General features: G+C 72.1%; 20 protein-coding genes. 9 read left to right on the top strand and 11 right to left on the bottom strand.

The genetic code is table 11. The features are described 5' to 3' along the window. Positions 1 to 64: 64 nt before the first annotated feature. Positions 65 to 889 carry a MerR family transcriptional regulator gene (locus ADK60_RS04200; protein WP_053643317.1) on the top strand — a complete coding sequence of 275 codons (825 nt, stop codon included), beginning with the start codon at positions 65 to 67 and terminating at the stop codon, positions 887 to 889. Positions 890 to 1,104: 215 nt separating this feature from the next. Then, on the top strand, positions 1,105 to 1,287 hold the full coding sequence (locus ADK60_RS04195; protein ID WP_045937737.1) for a PspC domain-containing protein: 183 nt from the start codon (positions 1,105 to 1,107) through the stop codon (positions 1,285 to 1,287). Between the two features lie 130 nt (positions 1,288 to 1,417). Here ADK60_RS04195 and ADK60_RS04190 read toward each other — a convergent pair whose 3' ends face one another. The 3 genes from ADK60_RS04190 to ADK60_RS04180 all read right to left on the bottom strand — a co-directional run bounded on the left by ADK60_RS04190 (position 1,418) and on the right by ADK60_RS04180 (position 4,254). Continuing rightward, positions 1,418 to 1,768, bottom strand: a complete 351-nt coding sequence (locus ADK60_RS04190; RefSeq protein ID WP_045937717.1) for a hypothetical protein — start codon at positions 1,766 to 1,768, stop codon at positions 1,418 to 1,420. Positions 1,769 to 1,979: 211 nt separating this feature from the next. Continuing rightward, positions 1,980 to 3,128 (bottom strand): adenosine deaminase, encoded by a 1,149-nt coding sequence (locus ADK60_RS04185; protein WP_045937718.1) that lies wholly within the window; start codon positions 3,126 to 3,128, stop codon positions 1,980 to 1,982. Between the two features lie 196 nt (positions 3,129 to 3,324). Next, positions 3,325 to 4,254, bottom strand: a complete 930-nt coding sequence (locus ADK60_RS04180; RefSeq protein ID WP_045937738.1) for a LysR family transcriptional regulator — start codon at positions 4,252 to 4,254, stop codon at positions 3,325 to 3,327. Positions 4,255 to 4,385: 131 nt separating this feature from the next. Between ADK60_RS04180 and ADK60_RS04175 the strand changes: the two genes are divergently transcribed. The 3 genes from ADK60_RS04175 (at position 4,386) to ADK60_RS04165 (ending at position 7,020) form a co-directional block, all read left to right on the top strand. Beyond that, positions 4,386 to 5,660: an MFS transporter gene (locus ADK60_RS04175; RefSeq protein WP_053643316.1), complete on the top strand. Its 1,275-nt coding sequence runs from the start codon at positions 4,386 to 4,388 to the stop codon at positions 5,658 to 5,660. A 93-nt stretch (positions 5,661 to 5,753) separates the two neighbouring features. Continuing rightward, positions 5,754 to 6,425: an alpha/beta fold hydrolase gene (locus ADK60_RS04170; protein WP_053643314.1), complete on the top strand. Its 672-nt coding sequence runs from the start codon at positions 5,754 to 5,756 to the stop codon at positions 6,423 to 6,425. 40 nt (positions 6,426 to 6,465) lie between these two features. Then, positions 6,466 to 7,020 (top strand): Uma2 family endonuclease, encoded by a 555-nt coding sequence (locus ADK60_RS04165; protein WP_053643312.1) that lies wholly within the window; start codon positions 6,466 to 6,468, stop codon positions 7,018 to 7,020. 26 nt (positions 7,021 to 7,046) lie between these two features. Here the strand turns inward: ADK60_RS04165 and ADK60_RS04160 are convergent, their stop codons facing one another. The 7 genes from ADK60_RS04160 to ADK60_RS04130 all read right to left on the bottom strand — a co-directional run bounded on the left by ADK60_RS04160 (position 7,047) and on the right by ADK60_RS04130 (position 15,780). After that, a complete protein-coding gene (locus ADK60_RS04160; RefSeq protein ID WP_045937722.1) occupies positions 7,047 to 8,324 on the bottom strand; it encodes a thymidine phosphorylase in 1,278 nt (425 codons plus the stop codon). Positions 8,325 to 8,454: 130 nt separating this feature from the next. Continuing rightward, a complete protein-coding gene (locus ADK60_RS46150; RefSeq protein WP_286185250.1) occupies positions 8,455 to 8,862 on the bottom strand; it encodes a cytidine deaminase in 408 nt (135 codons plus the stop codon). Further along, positions 8,859 to 10,124 carry an ABC transporter permease gene (locus tag ADK60_RS46145; RefSeq protein ID WP_045937723.1) on the bottom strand — a complete coding sequence of 422 codons (1,266 nt, stop codon included), beginning with the start codon at positions 10,122 to 10,124 and terminating at the stop codon, positions 8,859 to 8,861. The genes ADK60_RS46150 and ADK60_RS46145 overlap by 4 nt, the downstream gene beginning before the upstream one ends. Then, positions 10,121 to 11,278, bottom strand: coding sequence for an ABC transporter permease (locus ADK60_RS04145; RefSeq protein WP_045937724.1), 1,158 nt, complete (start codon positions 11,276 to 11,278; stop codon positions 10,121 to 10,123). Before ADK60_RS04145 ends, ADK60_RS46145 begins: the two co-directional genes overlap by 4 nt. 4 nt (positions 11,279 to 11,282) lie before the next feature. After that, entirely contained in the window at positions 11,283 to 12,824 is a 1,542-nt protein-coding gene (locus ADK60_RS04140; RefSeq protein ID WP_053643320.1) for an ABC transporter ATP-binding protein, read from the bottom strand. A gap of 348 nt (positions 12,825 to 13,172) precedes the next feature. After that, the gene (locus ADK60_RS04135) at positions 13,173 to 14,234 is read right to left on the bottom strand and encodes a BMP family lipoprotein (protein WP_053643311.1); all 1,062 of its coding nucleotides are present in this window, start codon (positions 14,232 to 14,234) and stop codon (positions 13,173 to 13,175) included. Between the two features lie 292 nt (positions 14,235 to 14,526). Beyond that, on the bottom strand, positions 14,527 to 15,780 hold the full coding sequence (locus ADK60_RS04130) for an amidohydrolase (RefSeq protein ID WP_053643309.1): 1,254 nt from the start codon (positions 15,778 to 15,780) through the stop codon (positions 14,527 to 14,529). A 333-nt stretch (positions 15,781 to 16,113) separates the two neighbouring features. On the opposite strand from ADK60_RS04130, the gene ADK60_RS04125 reads away from it, so the two are divergent. Then, on the top strand, positions 16,114 to 16,857 hold the full coding sequence (locus ADK60_RS04125) for an SDR family oxidoreductase (protein WP_043468366.1): 744 nt from the start codon (positions 16,114 to 16,116) through the stop codon (positions 16,855 to 16,857). 299 nt (positions 16,858 to 17,156) lie between these two features. After that, positions 17,157 to 17,702: a 2-oxo-4-hydroxy-4-carboxy-5-ureidoimidazoline decarboxylase gene (locus ADK60_RS04120; RefSeq protein ID WP_502687394.1), complete on the top strand. Its 546-nt coding sequence runs from the start codon at positions 17,157 to 17,159 to the stop codon at positions 17,700 to 17,702. A 34-nt stretch (positions 17,703 to 17,736) separates the two neighbouring features. On the opposite strand, the gene ADK60_RS04115 is transcribed toward ADK60_RS04120, so the two are convergent. After that, positions 17,737 to 18,582 carry a hypothetical protein gene (locus ADK60_RS04115; protein WP_053643307.1) on the bottom strand — a complete coding sequence of 282 codons (846 nt, stop codon included), beginning with the start codon at positions 18,580 to 18,582 and terminating at the stop codon, positions 17,737 to 17,739. Between the two features lie 264 nt (positions 18,583 to 18,846). Here ADK60_RS04115 and sdhC point away from each other — a divergent pair, with 264 nt between their 5' ends. Then, positions 18,847 to 19,227 carry a succinate dehydrogenase, cytochrome b556 subunit gene (gene sdhC / locus ADK60_RS04110; protein ID WP_037779669.1) on the top strand — a complete coding sequence of 127 codons (381 nt, stop codon included), beginning with the start codon at positions 18,847 to 18,849 and terminating at the stop codon, positions 19,225 to 19,227. 8 nt (positions 19,228 to 19,235) lie between these two features. Then, positions 19,236 to 19,727: a succinate dehydrogenase hydrophobic membrane anchor subunit gene (locus ADK60_RS04105; protein ID WP_045937728.1), complete on the top strand. Its 492-nt coding sequence runs from the start codon at positions 19,236 to 19,238 to the stop codon at positions 19,725 to 19,727. Positions 19,728 to 19,763: the final 36 nt, after the last annotated feature.

Below are 19,763 nucleotides of genomic sequence, written 5' to 3'. Positions count from 1 at the left end.
CCCGCCTCCTCCCCCTCCCCCCGCCGCTTGCCCCTGCCCCAGGGGCAGGCCCCAGAGTGGAGCCGTGCACGAGGACTTGATCACCATCGGGGAGCTGTCCGCCCGGACCAGGCTCAGCCCCAAGGCGCTGCGCCTCTACGGGGACCGGGGGCTGCTGGCGCCCGCCCGGGCCGACCCGGACACCGGGGTCCGCCGCTACGGCCTCACCCAGGTCGAACGGGCGCGCCGGATCGCGCTGCTGCGCGCCGTCGGCATGCCGCTGGCGCGGATCGCGGCGGTACTCGACGCGGACGGCGGGGCGTCGCCCGGGCTGCTGGACGCCTACTGGCGCGAGCAGGAGTCCTCGCACCGGGCCCGCCGACAGGCAGTGGGCCACGCCCGGGCCGTACTCGCGGGGAGGACCTCGACCATGTACCGGATCGCGGAACGCGACGTGCCTGAACAGAAGGTGGTCTGCGTGCGGCGGCAGGTGACGGCCGCCGAACTCGCCGGCTTCCTCGCCGAGGCCGGCGAACTGCTGCTCGCCCATCTGGGCTCGACCGGCGCGCGCCTCTCCGGCCCGCTGTTCAGCGTCTTCCACGGCCATGTGAGCGAGGAGTCCGACGGCCCGGTCGAGGTGTGCGCGCCGACGCCGGACGCCGTGGAGCCGACCGCCCTGATCTCGGTGCGGATCCACCCCGCCCACCGCGAGGCGTACGCCGAACTGACCGGGGAGCAGCGGGACTTCGCGGCGGTGGCGGCCGTCCACGACGCCGTCGGCGGCTGGGTCGCGGAGCGGGGGCACGAGCGCTGCGGCGGCAACCGGGAGGTGTACTACCCGAACTTCGGGACCGCCGGGCCGCGCGAGCACAGCTCGGACGTCACCGTCCCGTTCCGTCCCCGCGGGTAGCGGCCACCCCGCGCGGCGGTTCCCGGTTCCCGCCCCCGTCAATCTCCGGGGCGACCCTGAGCGGAACCCCGAGAGCGACTACCGCCCACCGATGACGCAGGTCAGGGACAGGATCGGCTTGCGGGCTGAGGACTCGGGCGGCCCGAGGACGGAGCATGGAGGTACGCCAGCCGGAGGGACCGGTCACCGGCGCCACCAGAGCAACGGAGTTCACCATGAGCCGCCTCGCCCGCCCCCGCCACAACCGCGTCATCGCCGGCGTCTGCGCCGGGATCGCGGAGCGCTTCGGACTCACCCCGTGGACGGTCCGCACCATCTTCCTGGTCTCCTGCCTGCTGCCCGGCCCGCAGTTCCTGATCTACCTGGCGCTGTGGCTGCTGCTCCCCCAGGAGGCGTGACGCCGGAGCCCGGGAGCACCGGGACAGCGCGCCGGGCGACACCGGACCACCCGCGGAACGGCCGGAAGGGGCCGCCCACTCCCGTCGAGGAGTGGGCGGCCCCTTCCGGCCGTGCGGAGCCGGGGCGGGATCAGCCGCCGAGGCCCGGGAGCGGGAGGGTCTGGGTGAGCCCTCCCAGCGGGGTCTTGTCGAGGCCCGGCACGCTGGGCACACCGGCCCGGTTGCCCGCGGCCGGGGCGGCGGCCTGGCCCGCGCTGGGGGCCAGGGTGCCGAGCGTGCCGCTGACCTTGTCGGCGACCGGCAGCTTGCCCGCGGCCTCGGTGACGGCGCTGGTGGCCGCCGGGTTGGTCAGCAGGGAGGTCGGGAGCCCGAGGCCACCGGTGGCGGCCGCGGGGGCGGCGGACGCGCCACCGGCGCCGACCGCGGCGATGGCGATGCCGAGCGCGGCGGTGCCGGCGGCCTTGAGAGTGGCCTGCTTCATCTGGTTAGTCCCCTTGGGTCCTCGTCGGTGGCCGACCCGCGCGACTGGCGCAACGGGGGCCCGTCCACCACAGCCGGTCAGCAATGACTGGCACACCGTAGTGATTGGATCGCACGAGGATCAACGGCGGTTCACCCACTAGAGGGAGTAGTCGGATGAACGCCGATTTCCTTGGCGGAAAAGGGCGTTCATCCGACCACCGAGAAGCGGTTCAGACGCCGTTGCTGAACAGCCACTCCGCCTTGAGCTCGGCGTAGCCCGGCTTGATCACGTCGTTGATCATCGCGAGCCGCTCGTCGAACGGCAGGAACGCCGACTTCATCGCGTTCACGGTGAACCACTCCATGTCGCCCAGCGTGTAGCCGAAGGCCTCCACCAGGTGCTCGAACTCGCGGCTCATGCTGGTGCCGCTCATCAGCCGGTTGTCGGTGTTCACGGTGACCCGGAACTTCAGCCGGCTGAGCAGCCCGATCGGGTGCTCGGCGTACGAGGCGGCGGCGGCCGTCTGGAGGTTGGAGGTGGGGCACATCTCCAGCGGGACGCGCTTGTCGCGCACGTACGCGGCGAGGCGGCCCAGCTTGACGGTGCCGTCCTCCTCGACGGTGATGTCGTCGACGATCCGCACGCCGTGGCCGAGGCGGTCGGCGCCGCAGCACTGCAGGGCCTCCCAGATCGACGGCAGGCCGAAGGCCTCGCCCGCGTGGATGGTGAAGTGGTTGTTCTCGCCCTTGAGGTAGTCGAAGGCGGCCTGGTGGCGGGTGGGGGGGTAGCCCGCCTCGGCACCGGCGATGTCGAAGCCGACGACGCCGCCCTCGCGGTGGCGGTTGGCCAGCTCGGCGATCTCCTGCGAGCGGGCGGCGTGCCGCATCGCGGTGATCAGGGTGCCGATCCGGATCCGGTGGCCGGCCGCGCGGGCGTTGGCCTCGCCGAGGCGGAAGCCCTCCTGGACGGCCTCGACGACCTCGTCGAGGGTCAGGCCGCGCTCCAGGTGCTGCTCCGGGGCGTAGCGCACCTCGGCGTAGACGACGCCGTCGGCGGCGAGGTCCTCGGCGCAGTCGGCGGCGACCTTGATCAGCGCCTCACGGGTCTGCATCACGGCGCAGGTGTGGGCGAAGGTCTCCAGGTAGCGGACCAGCGAGCCGGAGTCCGCGGCCTCGCGGAACCACTCGCCGAGCTCCTTGGCGTCGGTGGTGGGGAGGCCCTCGTAGCCGACGGCGGCGGCCAGCTCGACCACGGTCTCGGGGCGCAGGCCGCCGTCGAGGTGGTCGTGCAGGAGCACCTTCGGGGCGCGGGCGATCTGGTCGGGGGTGGGAATCCGGGGGCCGGTGCCCGCGGTGGTGACGGGGATCTGCTTCTCCATTGCGGGAGTGTAGCTCCTACGCGCGTAGACAGGCCACCGTTCACAGGGCCGAATCGTCCAATGTCCACCGGGAATTCCATCGAACGGACTATTCGGGCCATCTGCCCGCAGGACACCCGTCCCGACCGCCCGGCCGCACCCCGGCACCGCCGCCCCGACCGCCCGGCCGCACCCCGGCACCGCCGCCCCGCCGACCTCAGTCGTGCGCCAGCAGCCGCCCGCGCCTCGACAGCACGAAGTCCCGGAACGCCGCCACCGGCGGAGTCACCGGCCGACCCGCCGCCCAGGCCAGCCCGATCGCCCGCCGGGTGCGCGGCGCCGTCACCTCCAGCTCCACCACCCCCGGCCGCGGCACCAGCGCCGGCGGCAGCAGCGCCACGCCCAGCCCGGCCGCGACCAGCCCGCGCAGGGTCTCCGTCTCCTCCCCCTCGAAGGCGAGCCTCGGCACGAACCCGGCCTCCGCGCAGAACCCGTCGGTGATCGCCCGCATCCCGTACCCGCGCTCCAGCCCGACGAACGGCTCCTCCGCCACCTCCGCCAGCCGGATCCGGCGCCGCCCGGCCAGCCGGTGGTCCGCCGGGACGGCCAGGTACAGCCGCTGCTCGTCCAGCCGGCGGGCCACCAGCGCCGGGTCGCCGTCCGGCAGCGGCGAGACCAGGCAGAGGTCCAGCTCGCCCGCGCGCAGCCGGTCCAGCATCGCGCCCACGTAGTCCTGCACCAGCTGGAACCTGACCTGCGGATACGCCCGCCGGAAGTCCCGCAGCAGGGCCGGCACCGTGTCCGTCCCCATGGTGTGCAGGAAGCCGAACGCCACCCGGCCGGTCTGCGGGTCGGCCTCCGCCCGCGCCGCCTCGGCGCCGCGCTCGACCTCGGCCAGCGCCCGCTCCACCGAGGCCAGCAGCAGCCGGCCCGCCCTGGTCAGCCGGACCGTCCGGCCCTGACGGGCCAGCAGGTCGACGCCCAGCTCGGCCTCCAACCGGGCCACCGCCCGGGACAGCGTGGGCTGCGGCATGCCCAGCAGCTCCGCCGCCTGCGTCACGTGCTCCAGCCGTGCGACGGCCGCGAACTGGGCCAGCCTCGGGGCCAGTTGAACGGCCGGGAGCTCGGGCCCCAGCTCCGCCGGCAGGGTCGGCTCGGTACCACCGGTCGTCACAGCACCCCGTCCCTCGTCCGTACGCTCCGCTCATGCGTCCAGGTATGGATTATTGCCCGTTCATGCATTGGACGCATCAGTACGACAGTTCTACCTTCGACGTCATGCAGCCCTCCAGTACCGGGGCGTCCGTGGCCACCTCGGACGCCCTCGCCCAGCCGACCCTCCGTCCGGACGACCGCCACCGCCCCGGGCAGCGCTCCTTCCGCCGCGCCAACCTCGCCCTGTTCGCGGCCGGCGTCGCGACCTTCGTCCTCCTCTACTCCACCCAGGGCCTGCTACCGGTCCTCTCCGACGACCTCGGCCTCACCCCCGGCCGGGCCAGCTGGACGGCCTCCGCCGCCACCCTCGGCCTCGCCCTCGGCCTGCTCCCCGCGAGCGCGCTCTCCGACCGCTACGGCCGCACCGCCGTGATGACGGCCTCCACCCTGACCGCCGCCGCCCTCGCCCTCGCCCTGCCGTTCGCGCCGAACCTCACCACCCTGGTCGTACTGCGCGCCCTCCAGGGCGTCGCGCTCGCCGGACTGCCGGCCACCGCGATGGCCTACCTCGCCGAGGAGGTCCACCCCTCCGCGCTGGCCTCGGCGATGGGGCTGTACGTGGCGGGCAACAGCATCGGCGGCATGGGCGGCCGGCTGCTCTCCGGCTGGGTCGCGGCCGGCCTCGGCTGGCGCTGGGGGCTCGCCGCCTCCGCCGCCCTCGCCCTGCTGGCCGTGCTGGCGTTCCGGCTGCTGATCCCCGCCGCCCGGCACTTCACCCCGGCCCCGGTGGACGCCCGCGCCCTGGCCCGCACCGTCGGCCGCCACCTGCGCAACCCGCTGCTGCTGCGGCTGTACACGCTGGGGCTGCTGTTCATGGCCGTCTTCGGCGCCGTCTACAACACCATCGGCTACCGGCTGATCGCCGCACCCTTCCACCTGCCGGAGTCCGCCGCCGCCTCGATCTTCGTGGTCTACCTGGTCGGCACCGCCACCTCGGCCGCGGCGGGACGCCTGGCCGGCCGGCTCGGCCGCCGCGGCGCGCTGTACGTCGCGATCGGCACCACCACCCTCGGGCTGCTGCTCTCCCTCGCCGACTCGCTGACCTTCGCGCTGCTCGGCCTGGTCCTGATCACCGCCGGCTTCTTCGCCGGCCACGCCACCGCGTCCTCGGCGGTCGGCCGCACCGCGACCGAGGGGCGCGCACAGGCCTCCGCGCTCTACCTGATCGCCTACTACCTGGGCAACAGCCTCGGCGGCACGATCGGCGCCGACGCCTACCACGCCACCGGCTGGCCCGGCGCCGCCACCATCGGCCTGACCGCCATGGCCCTGGCCGCGGGCGTCACCCTCTACGCAACCCACCGGGCCCACGCCGGCGCCCTCCGCGTGGCCCGTTGAACTCCACCACCTACGGCGGATACCTGACACTCGTTGTCAGGTATCCGCCGTAGCGTTCCTCGCGTCCCACCGGAACGACCAGAGGAACGCGCGATGGCCACCTTCGTTCTCATCCCCGGCATGCTGCACGGCGGCTGGTGGTACCAGCCGCTCACCGACGGGCTGCGCGCCGCCGGGCACGAGGTGCACCCGCTGACGCTGACCGGGGTGGCCGAGCGCGGCCACCTGAACGACGGCACGGTCAACCTGGACACCCACGTCCAGGACGTGGTGTCCGTCCTGGAGGCCGAGCGCCTCACGGACGTCGTGCTGGTCGCGCACAGCTACGGCGGGATGGTCGCCTCCGGCGTGGCCGACCGGGTGCCGGAGCGGATCGGGAAGCTGCTGTACGCGGACTCGTTCGTCCCGCGCGACGGCGAGTCGGCGTACGGGATCGTCACCGACGTGTGGAAGCAGCGCTACCTGGCCGGTGCGGCCGCCGACGGCTTCACCACGGTCGGCCGCAACCCCGCGCTCGACCCGCGCGCCACCGTCCACCCGCTGGCCACCCTGCTCCAGTCGGCCACCCTCACCGGCGCCCTCGACGCCGTCACCGACCGCAGCTACATCCACGCCACGGGCTTCGAGGAGAGCCCGTTCCTCGACACCGTCGCCCGGCTGCGCGAGGACCCGTCGTGGACGGTGCTCGAACTCCCGGTCGGCCACGACCTCGTCCGCGAGGCCCCCGAGGAGTTCCTCAAGATCGCCCTCACTGCCGCCGGCTGACGGACCCGGAGCGTCGGCGGCAGTCGGTACGCTCCGGCCCATGAGCACCACCCCCACCGCGTACGCCCGGCTGCGCGAGATCGCCGATCGGCTGCCGCGGCTCCCGGGAGCGGGGAAGGTCGAGATCGCCGACGGCGGGATCGTCGTGACGATCCCGCCGGTCAAGCGGCACGAGCTCGCGATCGTCCGCATCGCCCGGCAGCTGAACGCCCAGCTCCCACGGACCCACCCCGGCCACATCGCCCACGGCGGAGCGGACTTGGAGGACGTCGGCCTGGGACTGCTCCGGAATCCCGACCTGATGGTCTTCTCCCAGGAGGCGCTCGACGACGAGCGGCCGGCGTTCCTCCCGCACGAGGTCCTGCTCGTCGTCGAGATCGTGTCCGGGCACAACCCCGAGAACGACTACCGCGCCAAGGTCCGTGACTACGCGGCCATGGGCATCCCGCTCTACCTGCTGGTCGATCCCCGCAAGGGCACCGGCATCGTCCACGACGAGCCCGGCTACACCTCGCGCAAGGAGTTCGCCTTCGGGGACACGATCACCGTGGGCCCCTGGACGCTCGACACCGGCGTCCTGCGCACGTACGCCTGAGCGGCGCACGTGCGCGGGAGCGGTCGTCAGGCGATGCGGTCCAGCACGATCGGGTTCGGGGTGAACGCGGTGCCGGCCGGGGAGACCTCGATGCCGCCGGTCAGGGCCTCGATGGCGTACTCGAAGCGCTCCGGGGTGTCGGTGTGCAGGGTCAGCAGCGGCTGGCCGGCCACCACGGTGTCGCCCGGCTTGGCGTGCATCTCGACGCCGGCGCCGGCCTGCACCGGGTCCTCCTTGCGGGCGCGGCCGGCGCCGAGGCGCCAGGCGCTGACGCCCACGGCGTAGGCGTCCAGGGTGGTGAGCACGCCGGAGGCCGGGGCCGGGATGACGTGCTGCTCGCGCGCGACCGGCAGCGGGGCGTCCACGTCGCCGCCCTGGGCGGCGATCATGCGGCGCCAGTGGTCCATCGCGGAGCCGTCCCGCAGCGCGTCGGCCGGGTCCTTGCCGTGCACGCCCGCGGCGGCGAGCATCTCGCGGGCCAGCGCCAGGGTCAGCTCGACGACGTCGGCGGGGCCGCCGCCGGCCAGCACCTCGACCGACTCCCGGACCTCCAGCGCGTTGCCCGCGGTGAGGCCGAGCGGGGTGGACATGTCGGTGAGCAGCGCCACCGTGTTGACGCCGGCGGTGGTGCCGAGGCCGACCATGGTGCGGGCCAGCTCGCGGGCGTCGTCGAGGTTCTTCATGAACGCGCCGGAGCCGACCTTGACGTCCAGGACGAGCGCGCCGGTGCCCTCGGCGATCTTCTTGGACATGATCGAGGAGGCGATCAGCGGGATGGCCTCGACGGTGCCGGTGACGTCGCGCAGGGCGTAGAGCTTCTTGTCCGCCGGGGCGAGGCCGTCGCCGGCCGCGCAGATGACCGCGCCGGCGTCCCGCAGCACCTGGAGCATCTCCTCGTTGGAGAGCAGGGCGCGCCAGCCGGGGATGGACTCCAGCTTGTCGAGGGTGCCGCCGGTGTGGCCGAGGCCGCGGCCGGACAGCTGCGGGACCGCGGCGCCGCAGGCGGCGACCAGCGGGGCGAGCGGCAGGGTGATCTTGTCGCCGACGCCGCCGGTGGAGTGCTTGTCACTGGTGGGCTGCGCCAGCGAGGAGAAGTCCATCCGGACGCCGGAGCGGATCATCGCGTCCGTCCAGCGGCTGATCTCGCCCGGGTTCATCCCGTTCAGCAGGATGGCCATGGCCAGGGCGGACATCTGCTCGTCGGCGACCTCCCCGCGGGTGTAGGCGTCGATGACCCAGTCGATCTGAGCATCGCTCAGCTCTCCGCGGTCGCGCTTGGTCCTGATGACGGAGATGGCGTCCATGGATGCTCCATTGCTCCAAGAGAGGTTCAACATGCGAGGTGGAAAAGGCGAAGAGTGCCGCGAGTCGACCCCGAAGGGCCCCACTCGCGACACTCTACGCGCGTAACAATCGGCAGTGCCAGAGCCGCGCCTACAGGCGCTCCGGCCCGAACGCGTCGGGCAGGACCTCACTCATCGGCAGCACCCCGGAGGGCAGCTCGACCAGCAGGTCCGGACCGCCGTGCTCGTACAGCAGCTGGCGGCAGCGGCCGCACGGCATCAGCAGCTCGCCCGCCCCGTCCACACAGGTGAACGCGGTCAGCCGGCCGCCGCCGGTCGCGTGCAGCATGGAGACCAGGCCGCACTCGGCGCACAGCGCCAGGCCGTACGAGGCGTTCTCCACATTGCAGCCGGTGACCGTCCGGCCGTCGTCCACCAGGGCGGCGGCGCCGACCGGGAACTTGCTGTACGGCGCGTACGCGTGGCTCATCGCCTCGCGCGCCGCCGCCCGCAGCGCGTCCCAGTCGACCGTCCCGGCCGCCCCGGCCGCGGACGTCACTTGCCCTGGCCCTTGCGGTAGATCTGACCGTCGGCCTTCGGCGGGCGCAGCCGCTGCGAGGCCAGCGCGAGCACCACCAGGGTGATCACGTACGGCGTGGCGACGATCAGCGGACGCTGCACCTCGTCGGTGGTGAAGTACCAGGCGAACAGGCCGCCGGAGACCACCAGCGAGATCAGGGCCGCGGTGTACTTGCGGCGGTACAGGTGCCAGGCCGCCAGCAGCGCCATCGCGATGGCGACCACCAGGATCAGCGCGTGCACCGACTCGGGGTCGCGCAGCTGGAGGCTGTCGGTGAAGCCGAACAGGCCGGCGCCCATGGCGAGGCCGCCCGGCATCCAGTTGCCGAAGATCATCGCCGCGAGGCCGATGAAGCCGCGGCCGTTGGTCTGGCCGTCCTTGTAGAAGTGCGCCGCGACCAGCGAGAGGTACGCGCCGGCGAGGCCCGCGAAGGCGCCGGACATGATGACCGCGAGGTACTTGTACTTGTAGACGTTGACGCCCAGCGACTCGGCCGCGGTCGGGTTCTCGCCGCAGGAGCGCAGCCGCAGGCCGAACACGGTGCGCCAGAGGGCGAAGTAGCTCGCCACGATCAGCGCGCCGGCCAGCAGCACGACCACCGAGATGTTGGTGACCAGACCGCCGAGCACACCGGCGACGTCCGAGACCACGAACCAGTGGTGCGCCTCGATGTCCTTCAGCCCCGAGGAGAGGCCGGGGATGGTGATGTACGGCAGCGGATCGGCCGGCGGGGACTGGTTCGCGCCGGCGCCGGCGGAGATGTAGTCCTTGTAGTAGATCCGGTTGACGTAGGCGCAGATGCCGGGGATCAGCAGGTTGACGCCGACACCGGAGACGATGTGGTCGACGCCGAAGGTCACCGTGATGACGGCGTGCAGCAGACCGCCCAGCGCACCGCCGAGCATGCCGGCCACCAGGCCGAACCACGGGCTGACCAGGTAACCGCCCCAGGCGCCGCAGAAGGTGCCGGCGACCATCATGCCTTCGAGGCCGATGTTGACCACGCCGGCCCGCTCGGACCAGAGACCGCCCAGACCGGCCATGCCGATCGGCACGGCGGCGCTGAGCGCAGCGGTGACCTGACCGGAGGAGGTCAGCGAGTGGTTGCCGGTGATGACGCCGACGACCGAGAAGAGGACCAGGGCGCCCGCGATCAGCAGCAGCACCACCGGCCAGGACATCTTGCGCTTCTTGGCGGGAGCACCCGGCGCCTTGGCGCGGGCTGCGGTGGCCGTGCTCATGCGGACACCTCCTTCTTCTCGGCGGCCGCGGCGGCCTGGGCGGCGAGCTCCGCGCCGACCTTCTGCTGCTGGCGCTTGAGGCCGTAGCGCCGCACCAGCTCGTAGGCGACGACGACACAGATGACGATGGTGCCCTGCATGACCGGGACGATCTCGAACGGGAAGCCGCCCTGGAGCGGCAGCTGGGCGCCGGTCGCGTCGAGGAAGGCGAACAGCACCGCCGCGAAGGCCATGCCGATCGGGCTGTTGCGGCCGAGCAGGGCGACCGAGATGCCCAGGAAGCCGAGGCCGCCCTGGAAGCTCTGGCCGAAGTTGTACGAGTTCTGCAGCAGCTCGGGCAGGCCGATCAGACCGGCCAGCGCGCCGGAGACCACCATCGAGATGACGATCATGCGCTTGACGTTCACACCGGACGCGGTGGCCGCGGTCTCCGAGCGGCCGGTGGCGCGCAGGTCGAAGCCGAAGCGGGTGCGGGTCAGGGTGAACTGGAAGGCGACGCCGACCAGGATCGCGATGAAGAGGAAGCCGTAGAGCGGGCCGCCGTCGGTGTTGATCGCGAAGAAGTGGCTGGACTCCGAGACCGGGGCGGTCTGGATCGCGTTGCCGGTGCCCTTCTTGTCCGGCGCGAAGATGCCCGGAACGAGCAGCAGGCCGACGATGGCGACCGCGATGGCGTTCAGCATGATGGTCGAGATGACCTCGCTGACGCCGCGGAAGACCTTCAGCAGACCGGCGATGCTCGCGTACAGACCGCCGACCAGCATGGCGGTGATCAGCAGCAGCGGGATCTGGATGAACGACGGCAGGTCGAGCTTGCTGCCGACGAAGGCCGCGAACAGCGCGGCGACCTTGTACTGGCCCTCGACACCGATGTTGAAGAGGTTCATCCGGAAGCCGAAGGCGGCGGCCGCGGCGGCCAGGTAGTACGTGGTGGACCGGTTGAGGATGGCCACCTGGCCGTCCGACTTGGTCGCGTACGTGATCATCACGTTCCAGGCGTCGAACGGGTTCTTGCCCGAGGTCGCCAGGAGGACGGAACAGATCACGACGGAGAGCAGCACGGCGAGCACCGGTGCTGCGAGGGCGAGGACGATCTTCTCGCCGTCGAACCGCTTCGCCCGCGCGGGCTTGGCGGCGGGGTTGGGACTGGTCATGTGGCTACTCCCCCGCCTGCTGGTCGTCGGCGGTGTCGGTGGGGGCGGTGTCGGTCGGGGCCGAGGACTGCGCCTCGGTGCCCTCGGCCGCCAGGGCGCGTGCCGCGGCGACCGCCTCCGGCGAGGAATCGATGTGTTCCTGGGTGGCGGCACCGGTCATCGCGGTGCCGAGGTCCTCGGCGGTCACGGTGGCCGGGTCGGCGTCGGCGACCAGCCGGCCGCGGTAGATCACCCGGATGGTGTCGGAGAGGCCGATCAGCTCGTCCAGGTCGGCCGAGATCAGCAGCACGGCGAGGCCGGCCCGCTGGGCGACCCGGATGTGCTCCCAGATCTGCGCCTGGGCGCCGACGTCCACACCGCGGGTGGGGTGGGCGGCGATGAGCAGCTTGGGCTGGTGGCTCATCTCGCGGCCGATGATCAGCTTCTGCTGGTTGCCGCCGGAGAGGGAGGCCGCGGTGACCTCGATGCCGGGGGTGCGGACGTCGTACGCCTCGACGATCCGCTGGGTGTCCTTGCGGGCGCCGGCCGGGTCGAGCAGCACGCCCTTGGAGTTGGGCCGCTCGGTGACGTGGCCGAGGATCCGGTTCTCCCAGAGCGGGGCCTCCAGCAGCAGGCCGTGCCGGTGGCGGTCCTCGGGGATGTAGCCGATGCCGGCCTCGCGGCGGGCCCGGGTGAGGGTGCCGGAGAGGTCCTTGCCGTCCAGGGTGACGGTGCCGCCGTCCAGCGGCAGCATCCCCATCACGGCCTCGACCAGTTCGGCCTGGCCGTTGCCCTCGACCCCGGCGATGCCGAGGATCTCGCCCTGGTGGATGCGCAGCGAGATGTCGTCCAGGACGACGCGCTCGATGCCCTCGGCGTCGGTCTTGGCGATCCGCAGGCCCTCGACGCGCAGCATCTCGTCGGTGGTGACGGTGGACTCGCGGCTCTCCGGGGAGGGCAGCTCGGCGCCGACCATCAGCTCGGCGAGCTGGCGGGCGGTGACGCTCTTCGGGTCCGCGTCGCCGACGGTGGTGCCGCGGCGGATGACGCTGATCGCGTCGGCCACCGAGAGCACCTCGTGCAGCTTGTGCGAGATGAAGATGACGGTGACGCCCTCGGACTTCAGCTCCCGCAGGTTGTCGAACAGGGCGTCGACCTCCTGCGGGACGAGCACGGCGGTGGGCTCGTCGAGGATCAGGATCTTGGCGCCGCGGTAGAGCACCTTGAGGATCTCGACCCGCTGGCGGTCGGCCACGCCGAGGTCCTCGACCAGGGCGTCCGGGCGCACGCCCAGGCCGTACTGGTCGGAGATCTCCTTGATCTTCGCCTTGGCCTTGCCGCCGATGCCGTACAGGTGCTCGCCGCCGAGGACGACGTTCTCCCACACGGTGAGGTTGTCGGCGAGCATGAAGTGCTGGTGCACCATGCCGATGCCGCGCGCGATGGCCTCGCCGGGGGTGTTGAACTCGCACTGCTCGCCGTTGATCGCGATGGTGCCCTCGTCCGGCTTCTGCATGCCGTAGAGGATCTTCATCAGCGTCGACTTGCCGGCGCCGTTCTCGCCCATGAGGGCGTGCACGGTGCCGGTGCGGACGGTGAGGTTGATGTCGTGGTTGGCCACGACGCCGGGGAAGCGCTTGGTGATGCCGCGCAGTTCGACGGCCGGTGTCGCCGTCCCCGCGCTGGGGTTACCGCCCGTGGTCGGGGCGGGGTCGGATGCGGTGATGGCGATCTCCTGGTGGTCTGGAGGCGCGTCGTTGCGCTGGAGGGCCAAAAGCGAAAAGGCTGGGGGGACGGGACGGGGCCCGGGGGTACGCACTGAGCGCACCCTTCCGGGCCCCTCCCTGATGTTGCGTCCATCATCGCGCTGCCGGGCAGGCGGCAGCGGCAGCGACGTCCGGTCGAACCGTGGGCCTTACAGCTTGGACGGGTCGGTCGGGACGGTGATGGCGCCGTTCTTGATGCCGGTGGCGGCCTCGTCGAGCTTGGCCTTGATGTCGTCGATCTTGCCGCCGGTGGTGGCGAGCGAGACACCGTCGACCTTGAGGTCGAAGTTCTTCACACCGGTGAAGACCTGGCCCTTCTTGGCGGACTCGATGTAGGCGAAAACGGCCTTGTCGACGTTCTTGACCATCGAGGTCATGATGCTGTTCTTGTACTTCGCCAGGGCGGGCTGCGCGGCCTGGTCGGAGTCGACACCGATGGCCAGGGCGCCGGCGCCGGCGGCGGCCTCGATGGCACCGTTGCCGGAGGAGCCGGCGGCGGTGTAGATGACGTCGGCCTTCTTGTCGAGCTGGCCCTGCGCGGCTTCCTTGCCCTTGTCGGGGGCGGCGAAGCCGGAGAAGTCCGGCGGGGTGGTCAGGTAGGTGACCTCGACCGGGATGTTCGGGTCGACGGACTTGACGCCCGCGCGGTAACCGGCCTCGAACTTCTTGATCAGCTCGGTCTGCACACCGCCGATGAAGCCCACGTGCTTGGTCTTCGTCTTGAGGGCGGCGGCGACACCGGCCAGGTAGGAGCCCTCCTGCTCGGAGAACGTCAGCGAGGTGACGTTGCTCGGCTGGGTGTCGGACGCCGAGTCGATGATCGCGAACTTGGTGTTCGGGTTCTCCTTGGCGACCTTCTCGACGGCCGCCTGGTAGACGAAGCCGACCGCGATGACCGGGTTGTAACCGGCGGTCACCAGGTTCTTGAGACGGGTCTCCTTGTCGGCCTCGGCCTCGCCGGTCTTGGCGTCGGCCTCGGTGACGGCGACACCGAGCTGGGACTTGGCCTGGTCGAGACCGCGGGCGGCGGAGTCGTTGAAGGACTGGTCGCCACGGCCGCCGATGTCGTAGGCCATACCGACCTTCAGCGCACCGTCGGAGGCGCCGGAGGAGGCGGAAGTGTCATTGCTCTTTGCGCCGCAAGCGGCGAGCGAGGCGATGCCCAGGGAACCCGAGAGCACAACCGCAGCGAGCTTAGTAGAACGGCGCAAGGGAATATCTCCTTCTCACACGCACCCGTTTAGCGTGGTCGGACGCCACCGTAACGCGCGTAGAACACGGTTGGGTTACGGGCCGCCGGAGCATTCGGGTTGTTATCAAACCGTGGTCTCACGGTCCACCCGACACCCCTTTCCCCTTCACTGAGGGTGATTGGAACTGGCCCAGCCCAGTGTACGTAACCCGAAATAAAGGGGGTATTGCGACAAACCGGACACCCTGTGTGGGTGTCCGGTTCAGGTCGGTACGAGGGAGTGTGTCAGGGCGCCCCGGAACCCGGCGCGCTCAGGGCGTCCCGGGCTCCAGCGCCAGCGCGGCGAACAGCTCCACGCCGACCGCGATCGCCCGCTCGTCCACGTCGAAGCGGCCCTGGTGCAGGTCCCGGACGGCGCTGTCGCCGGGGGTGCGCACGCCCAGCCTGGCCAGCGCGCCGGGGGCGTGCTCCAGGTACCAGGAGAAGTCCTCCCCACCGAGCGACTGCTCGGTGTCCTCCACCGCGGTCGCGCCGGGCCCGCCGAAGCGCGCGGTCATCGCGGCGTCCAGAAGGCCCACCGAGCCCGCCTCGTTGACCACCGGCGGCACGCCCCGGTGGTAGTCCAGCGTCCACTTGGCGCGGTGGGTCTCGGCGAGCCGGGCGATCAGCTCGTGCAGCAGGTCCGGCGCCTCCCGCCAGCCGTCCAGCTCCAGGCAGCGGACGGTGCCCTCCAGTTCGGCGTGCTGCGGGATGACATTGGGCGCGGAGCCGGCGGCGATCCGGCCCCAGACCAGCGAGACGCCCCAGCGCGGGTCCATCCGGCGGGCCAGCGCGGCCGGCAGCTCGGCGGCGGTCCTGGCGACCGCGGTGACCAGATCGGTGGTCAGGTGCGGCCGGGCGGTGTGGCCGCCGGGGCCGTCCAGGTGCAGCACCAGGCGGTCGCAGGCCGAGGTGATCGCCCCGACCCGCAGGCCGATCCGGCCCACCTCCACCTTGGGGTCGCAGTGCACGGCGAAGATCCGGCCGACGCCCTCCATGCCGCCGGCCGCGATCACGTCCAGGGCGCCGCCGGGCATGACCTCCTCGGCGGGCTGGAACACCAGTCGGACCGGGCGGCGGAGTTCCCCGGTCCGGGCCGCCTCGGCGAGCACCAGCGCGGTGCCGAGCAGCACCGAGGTGTGCACGTCGTGGCCGCAGGCGTGGGCCCGGCCGGGCACGCTCGACCGGTAGGGCACCTCGGTCTTGGCGTCGTCGATCGGCAGGGCGTCGATGTCGGCGCGGAAGGCGAGGAACTCCGCCCCGCGCGGGGCGGACTCGGGAACGATGTCGACGAGCATTCCGGTGCCGCCCGGGAGGATCCGGGGGGCGAGGCCGGCCGCGACCAGACGGTCGCGCAGTCGGCCGGTGGTACGGAACTCCTGGCGGCCCAGCTCCGGGTGCCGGTGCAGGTCCCGCCGGAAGGCGATCAGCTCGGGCTCCAGCTCGCGTACCCGGTCACGGAGACCGGCGGCGGGGCGTGCAGCAGTGAGGGTGACGGCCGACTGGGCGGACTCACGACGGTTCATCTCAACAAGGGTAGGCCCGTTGGGGGGATTTGGCCTGACTTCCCGAGAATCACTGCCCGGATGGGCGCATACCGGCCGCGCCGGTGGGTATGACATCTTGTTTCAGCCGCCTTCCCCATGGTGCCTGCCCAGTGCAACGACAATCGGCGACCGCGGTAACGACGCTCCCGGCCGGGGCGGTTCGCGAACGCTCCGGGCGGCGGCGCCCGGCTCCCGGCAGTTCGAATCCTGGCTCAAAGTGTTCGACCCGGGCCCCGCGGCCCCGCGCCTGCGCCCCTCGTCGGCGGTCTTGAGATGATCGGCCGAACCGACCGGGCTATCCCAGGAGTGGCAATGACCGAGCAGAAGGTGGCCGTCGTCACCGGTGCGAGCAGTGGGATCGGCGCGGCGACCGCCCGCCGGCTCGCCGCCGAGGGCTTCGAGGTGGTGCTGACCGCCCGCCGGACCGACCGGATCGAGGCGCTGGCCAAGGAGATCGGGGGCCGTGCCCACACCCTGGACGTCACCGACCGGGCCGCCGTGGACGCCTTCGCGGCCGGGCTCGGCCGGGTGGACGTCCTGGTGAACAACGCCGGCGGCGCGATCGGCGCGGAGACCGTGGAGCACGGCGACCCGGCCGACTGGCTCGCCATGTACCAGGTCAACGTGCTCGGCGTGCTGCACATGACCCAGGCGCTGCTGCCGGCCCTGCGGGCGAGCGGCGACGGCACGGTCCTGGTGATGTCGTCCACCGCCGCGCTCGCCGCGTACGAGGGCGGCGGCGGCTACGTCGCGGCCAAGCACGCCGCGCACACCATCGCCGCGACGCTCCGGCTGGAGCTGTGCGGGGAGCCGATCCGGGTGATCGAGATCGCCCCGGGCATGGTGAAGTCCGAGGGCTTCGCGGTGACCCGCTTCCGCGGCGACGAGGAGAAGGCCGCCGCCGTGTACGCCGGCGTCGCCGAGCCGCTCGACTCCGAGGACATCGCCGACACCGTCGCCTGGGCCGTCACCCGGCCCCCGCACGTCAACATCGACCTGCTGGTGGTCCGCCCCCGCGCCCAGGCCGCCAACCACAAGGTCCACCGCGAGCTCTGACCCGGCGCCGGGCTGACGGTCCGGGCACCGGGCCGACGGGCACCGGGCCGGCGGAAACGGCACCGGAGGCGGTGCGTCCTAGCAGACGAAGAAGGGGAGGGCGCTGACACGAAGGTGTCAACGTCACAACTTGATAGCTCGTTCGGATGAAATCCGCGTGCGCCCTCCCCAACTGATGACGGCTCAACTACCGTTGAGCCGCTGCCGGGCGGGCGTTGGACGCCGTTCCGCAGCCTCATACTTCACCTGCCGTCACCGCCACTTCACCGGCCCCTTCCCGCCCTCACGAGGAGGACCCGCTGGCCAGCGACATTCCGCCACCGAGACTCGACCCCCGGGACGAACCGACCCTCCTCGGGTTGCACCGTTTCAACGAGGCCGACGCCGGAGCCGCGGAGGAGGCCCTGCTCGCCTGCTGCGGCAGTCACCGGTGGGCCCTCCGGCTCACCGCCCACCGGCCCTACCCCGACATAGAGTCCCTGCGCGCCGCCGCCAGCGAGGCCTCGTACGACCTGCGTCCGGCCGACCTGGCCGAGGCGCTGGCGGACGAGAGCTGGATGCCGCAGCCGCTCCTCGGCATGCGCGCACCCGGCAGCCAGGCGGCGCACACCGCGCTCCGGGCGGCCCACGCCGCCTACGAGGCACGGTTCGGCCATGTCTTCGTGGTCTGCCTGGAGGGCATCGACCCCGAGGAGATGCTCGACGCCGTACTCAGCTCGATCCGCACCCGCCTCGCCAACGATCCCGACGAGGAGCGCCTGGTCGCCGCCGACGAGCTGCGCCGGATCGCCCTCACCCGACTGGAGCACCTGGTCGCCACCCATTCGGGGGCCGGCGCCCGCTGATCCCCGCCCCGGGCGCCCTCGGCGCCCGGGGCCTTCAGCTTTCCCGGGCCTTCTGGGCCGCGCGCAGCTTGGCCACCTGGTGCCGGACGACCCGCTCGTCCGGCACCGGGGCCGGCTCGGCGCCGACGCCCACCGTGCTGAACACCACCAGGGCCGGTCCGACCCGCGCCAGGACGGCACGCTGCGCGAGCACCACCGCTCCGGATTCATTCGTGAGGGTGAAACCCGTCGCCGCGTCGGCTCCCTCGGGCGTGGGCGTGTCGTTCCGGCTCAGCCGGTGCCCGGTCCGGGTCACCCCCCGGCTCCGGTCCGCCGGGGGCGGCGGCGCGGTCGAGCCGAACTCCGCACACGGACCGAACAGTCCCTCCAGCTCCGCCTGCAGCCGGGCCGCCCGGTCGCCCCGGTAGCCGAGCAGCCCGCCGTACAGGCTCCCCGAGGGGTCGGCGGCCAGGGCCACGCTCAGATCGGTCTCCGCGTACGGCACCGCCGACACCGGCGCCGGGGAGGCGGAGGCCCGGGCGGCCTTCGCCGGGCCCGCCGCCGGCGCCACCGCGTCCAGCAACGGCTGGCAGACCGGCTTGTCGGCGGTCTCCCGGCCGCCGTCCGGGCCGGTCTCGCCGTGGCCGGGGGCGATCACGGTGACGGTGAAGCCGGGCCCCAGCTCGGCATCGGTGACCGCGGCGGCGCGCAGTTCGGCGGCGGACAGCTCCCGGGCCGGGGCGGCGGCCCGGTCGGCCGAGCCGCCCGCCGGGGCGGCGCAGCCGGCGGCGAGCAGCAGTGCCCCGGCCAGCAACGGGGCGGCCAGCAGTGGGGAGGCCGGCAGTGGGACGGCCGACAGCGGGGCGGAACGGCGGGACGGACGCGGGACGCGGTGCGGCACGGGGGCCTCGGCGGGGTGTCGGCGGCGAACGGGTGGGCCACCGTAGCGCGACCCGGAGCACCCGCGCGGTCACCCTGCGTCGTGATTCACGCCCCGGTTCCTGTCCGACTAGGCCAGTCGTGCCTGATTGATCACACCTCGGACCCCCGGAGGCGGTTCCCGACGACGCGTCGATAGGATGCTCGCGGCCGGTGGACCGTACCCGGCCGGGCTGACCGACACCGAAGCCGGCCGAGCCCCCAATCGCTTCCGGAGGGTTTTTCCGTGCCGGCTGGAACGCTGTACCGCGGCCGGGAAGGCATGTGGAGCTGGGTGGCTCATCGAGTCACCGGCGTCCTCATCTTCTTCTTCCTGTTCGCCCATGTCCTGGACACCGCACTGGTGCGGGTGTCTCCCGAGGCGTACGACACCGTCATTCAGACGTACAAGACGCCGCTCGTGAACCTGATGGAGTACGGCCTGGTGGCCGCCATCCTGTTCCACGCCCTGAACGGACTGCGCGTCGTCGCCGTCGACTTCTGGTCCAAGGGCCCGAAGTACCAGAAGCAGATGCTCTGGACCGTGGTCGGAGTCTGGGTCGTCCTCATGGCCGGCGCCTTCTACCCGATCCTGCAGCACACGCTGACCTCCTGGTTCGGGAAGTGATCTGAGACATGTCCACGGAAATCTCCGACGCTGTGGTGGTCCCCTCCGCCCAGGCGCACACCGGCAAGGGTCTCGGCACCGGCAACCCGGCCGACGCGTTCGTGATCGAACCGGCCCGGCAGCGGTCGAAGAAGACCCCGCGCCGCACCCGTACCAACTTCGAGATGCTCGCCTGGCTCTTCATGCGCCTGTCCGGCATCGTCCTCGTGGTGCTGATCCTCGGCCACCTGCTGATCATGCTGGTGCTCGACGGCGGCGTCTCCAAGATCGGCTTCGCCTTCGTGGCCGGCCGCTGGGCCTCGCCGTTCTGGCAGGTCTGGGACCTCACCATGCTCTGGCTCGCCATGCTGCACGGCGCCAACGGCATGCGTCAGGTCATCAACGACTACGCCGAGAAGGACTCCACCCGGCTCTGGCTGAAGGGCCTCATGGGTACCGCCACGGTCTTCACCGTGCTGCTCGGCACCCTGGTGATCTTCACCTTCGATCCCAACATCTGAGCCGACAGCATCCACATCGGACATCGGCAGAGGCCA

The organism is Streptomyces sp. XY431, from assembly GCF_001279805.1.
GTDB classification, from domain to species: domain Bacteria; phylum Actinomycetota; class Actinomycetes; order Streptomycetales; family Streptomycetaceae; genus Kitasatospora; species Kitasatospora purpeofusca.
Note: the sequence above shows the minus strand (reverse complement) of the source record. Positions and strands in the feature narration are given on the sequence as shown.

Excerpts from the sequence above, each read along its gene's own strand:
- ADK60_RS04195 (WP_045937737.1), top strand. The coding sequence starts at position 1,105 with ATGAGCCGCCTCGCCCGCCCCCGCCACAACCGCGTCATCGCCGGCGTC.
- ADK60_RS04190 (WP_045937717.1), bottom strand. The coding sequence starts at position 1,768 with ATGAAGCAGGCCACTCTCAAGGCCGCCGGCACCGCCGCGCTCGGCATC.
- ADK60_RS04185 (WP_045937718.1), bottom strand. The coding sequence starts at position 3,128 with ATGGAGAAGCAGATCCCCGTCACCACCGCGGGCACCGGCCCCCGGATT.
- ADK60_RS04175 (WP_053643316.1), top strand. The coding sequence starts at position 4,386 with ATGCAGCCCTCCAGTACCGGGGCGTCCGTGGCCACCTCGGACGCCCTC.
- ADK60_RS04170 (WP_053643314.1), top strand. The coding sequence starts at position 5,754 with ATGGCCACCTTCGTTCTCATCCCCGGCATGCTGCACGGCGGCTGGTGG.
- ADK60_RS04165 (WP_053643312.1), top strand. The coding sequence starts at position 6,466 with ATGAGCACCACCCCCACCGCGTACGCCCGGCTGCGCGAGATCGCCGAT.
- ADK60_RS04160 (WP_045937722.1), bottom strand. The coding sequence starts at position 8,324 with ATGGACGCCATCTCCGTCATCAGGACCAAGCGCGACCGCGGAGAGCTG.
- ADK60_RS46145 (WP_045937723.1), bottom strand. The coding sequence starts at position 10,124 with ATGAGCACGGCCACCGCAGCCCGCGCCAAGGCGCCGGGTGCTCCCGCC.
- ADK60_RS04145 (WP_045937724.1), bottom strand. The coding sequence starts at position 11,278 with ATGACCAGTCCCAACCCCGCCGCCAAGCCCGCGCGGGCGAAGCGGTTC.
- ADK60_RS04140 (WP_053643320.1), bottom strand. The coding sequence starts at position 12,824 with ATGGGCGAGAACGGCGCCGGCAAGTCGACGCTGATGAAGATCCTCTAC.
- ADK60_RS04130 (WP_053643309.1), bottom strand. The coding sequence starts at position 15,780 with ATGAACCGTCGTGAGTCCGCCCAGTCGGCCGTCACCCTCACTGCTGCA.
- ADK60_RS04125 (WP_043468366.1), top strand. The coding sequence starts at position 16,114 with ATGACCGAGCAGAAGGTGGCCGTCGTCACCGGTGCGAGCAGTGGGATC.
- ADK60_RS04105 (WP_045937728.1), top strand. The coding sequence starts at position 19,236 with ATGTCCACGGAAATCTCCGACGCTGTGGTGGTCCCCTCCGCCCAGGCG.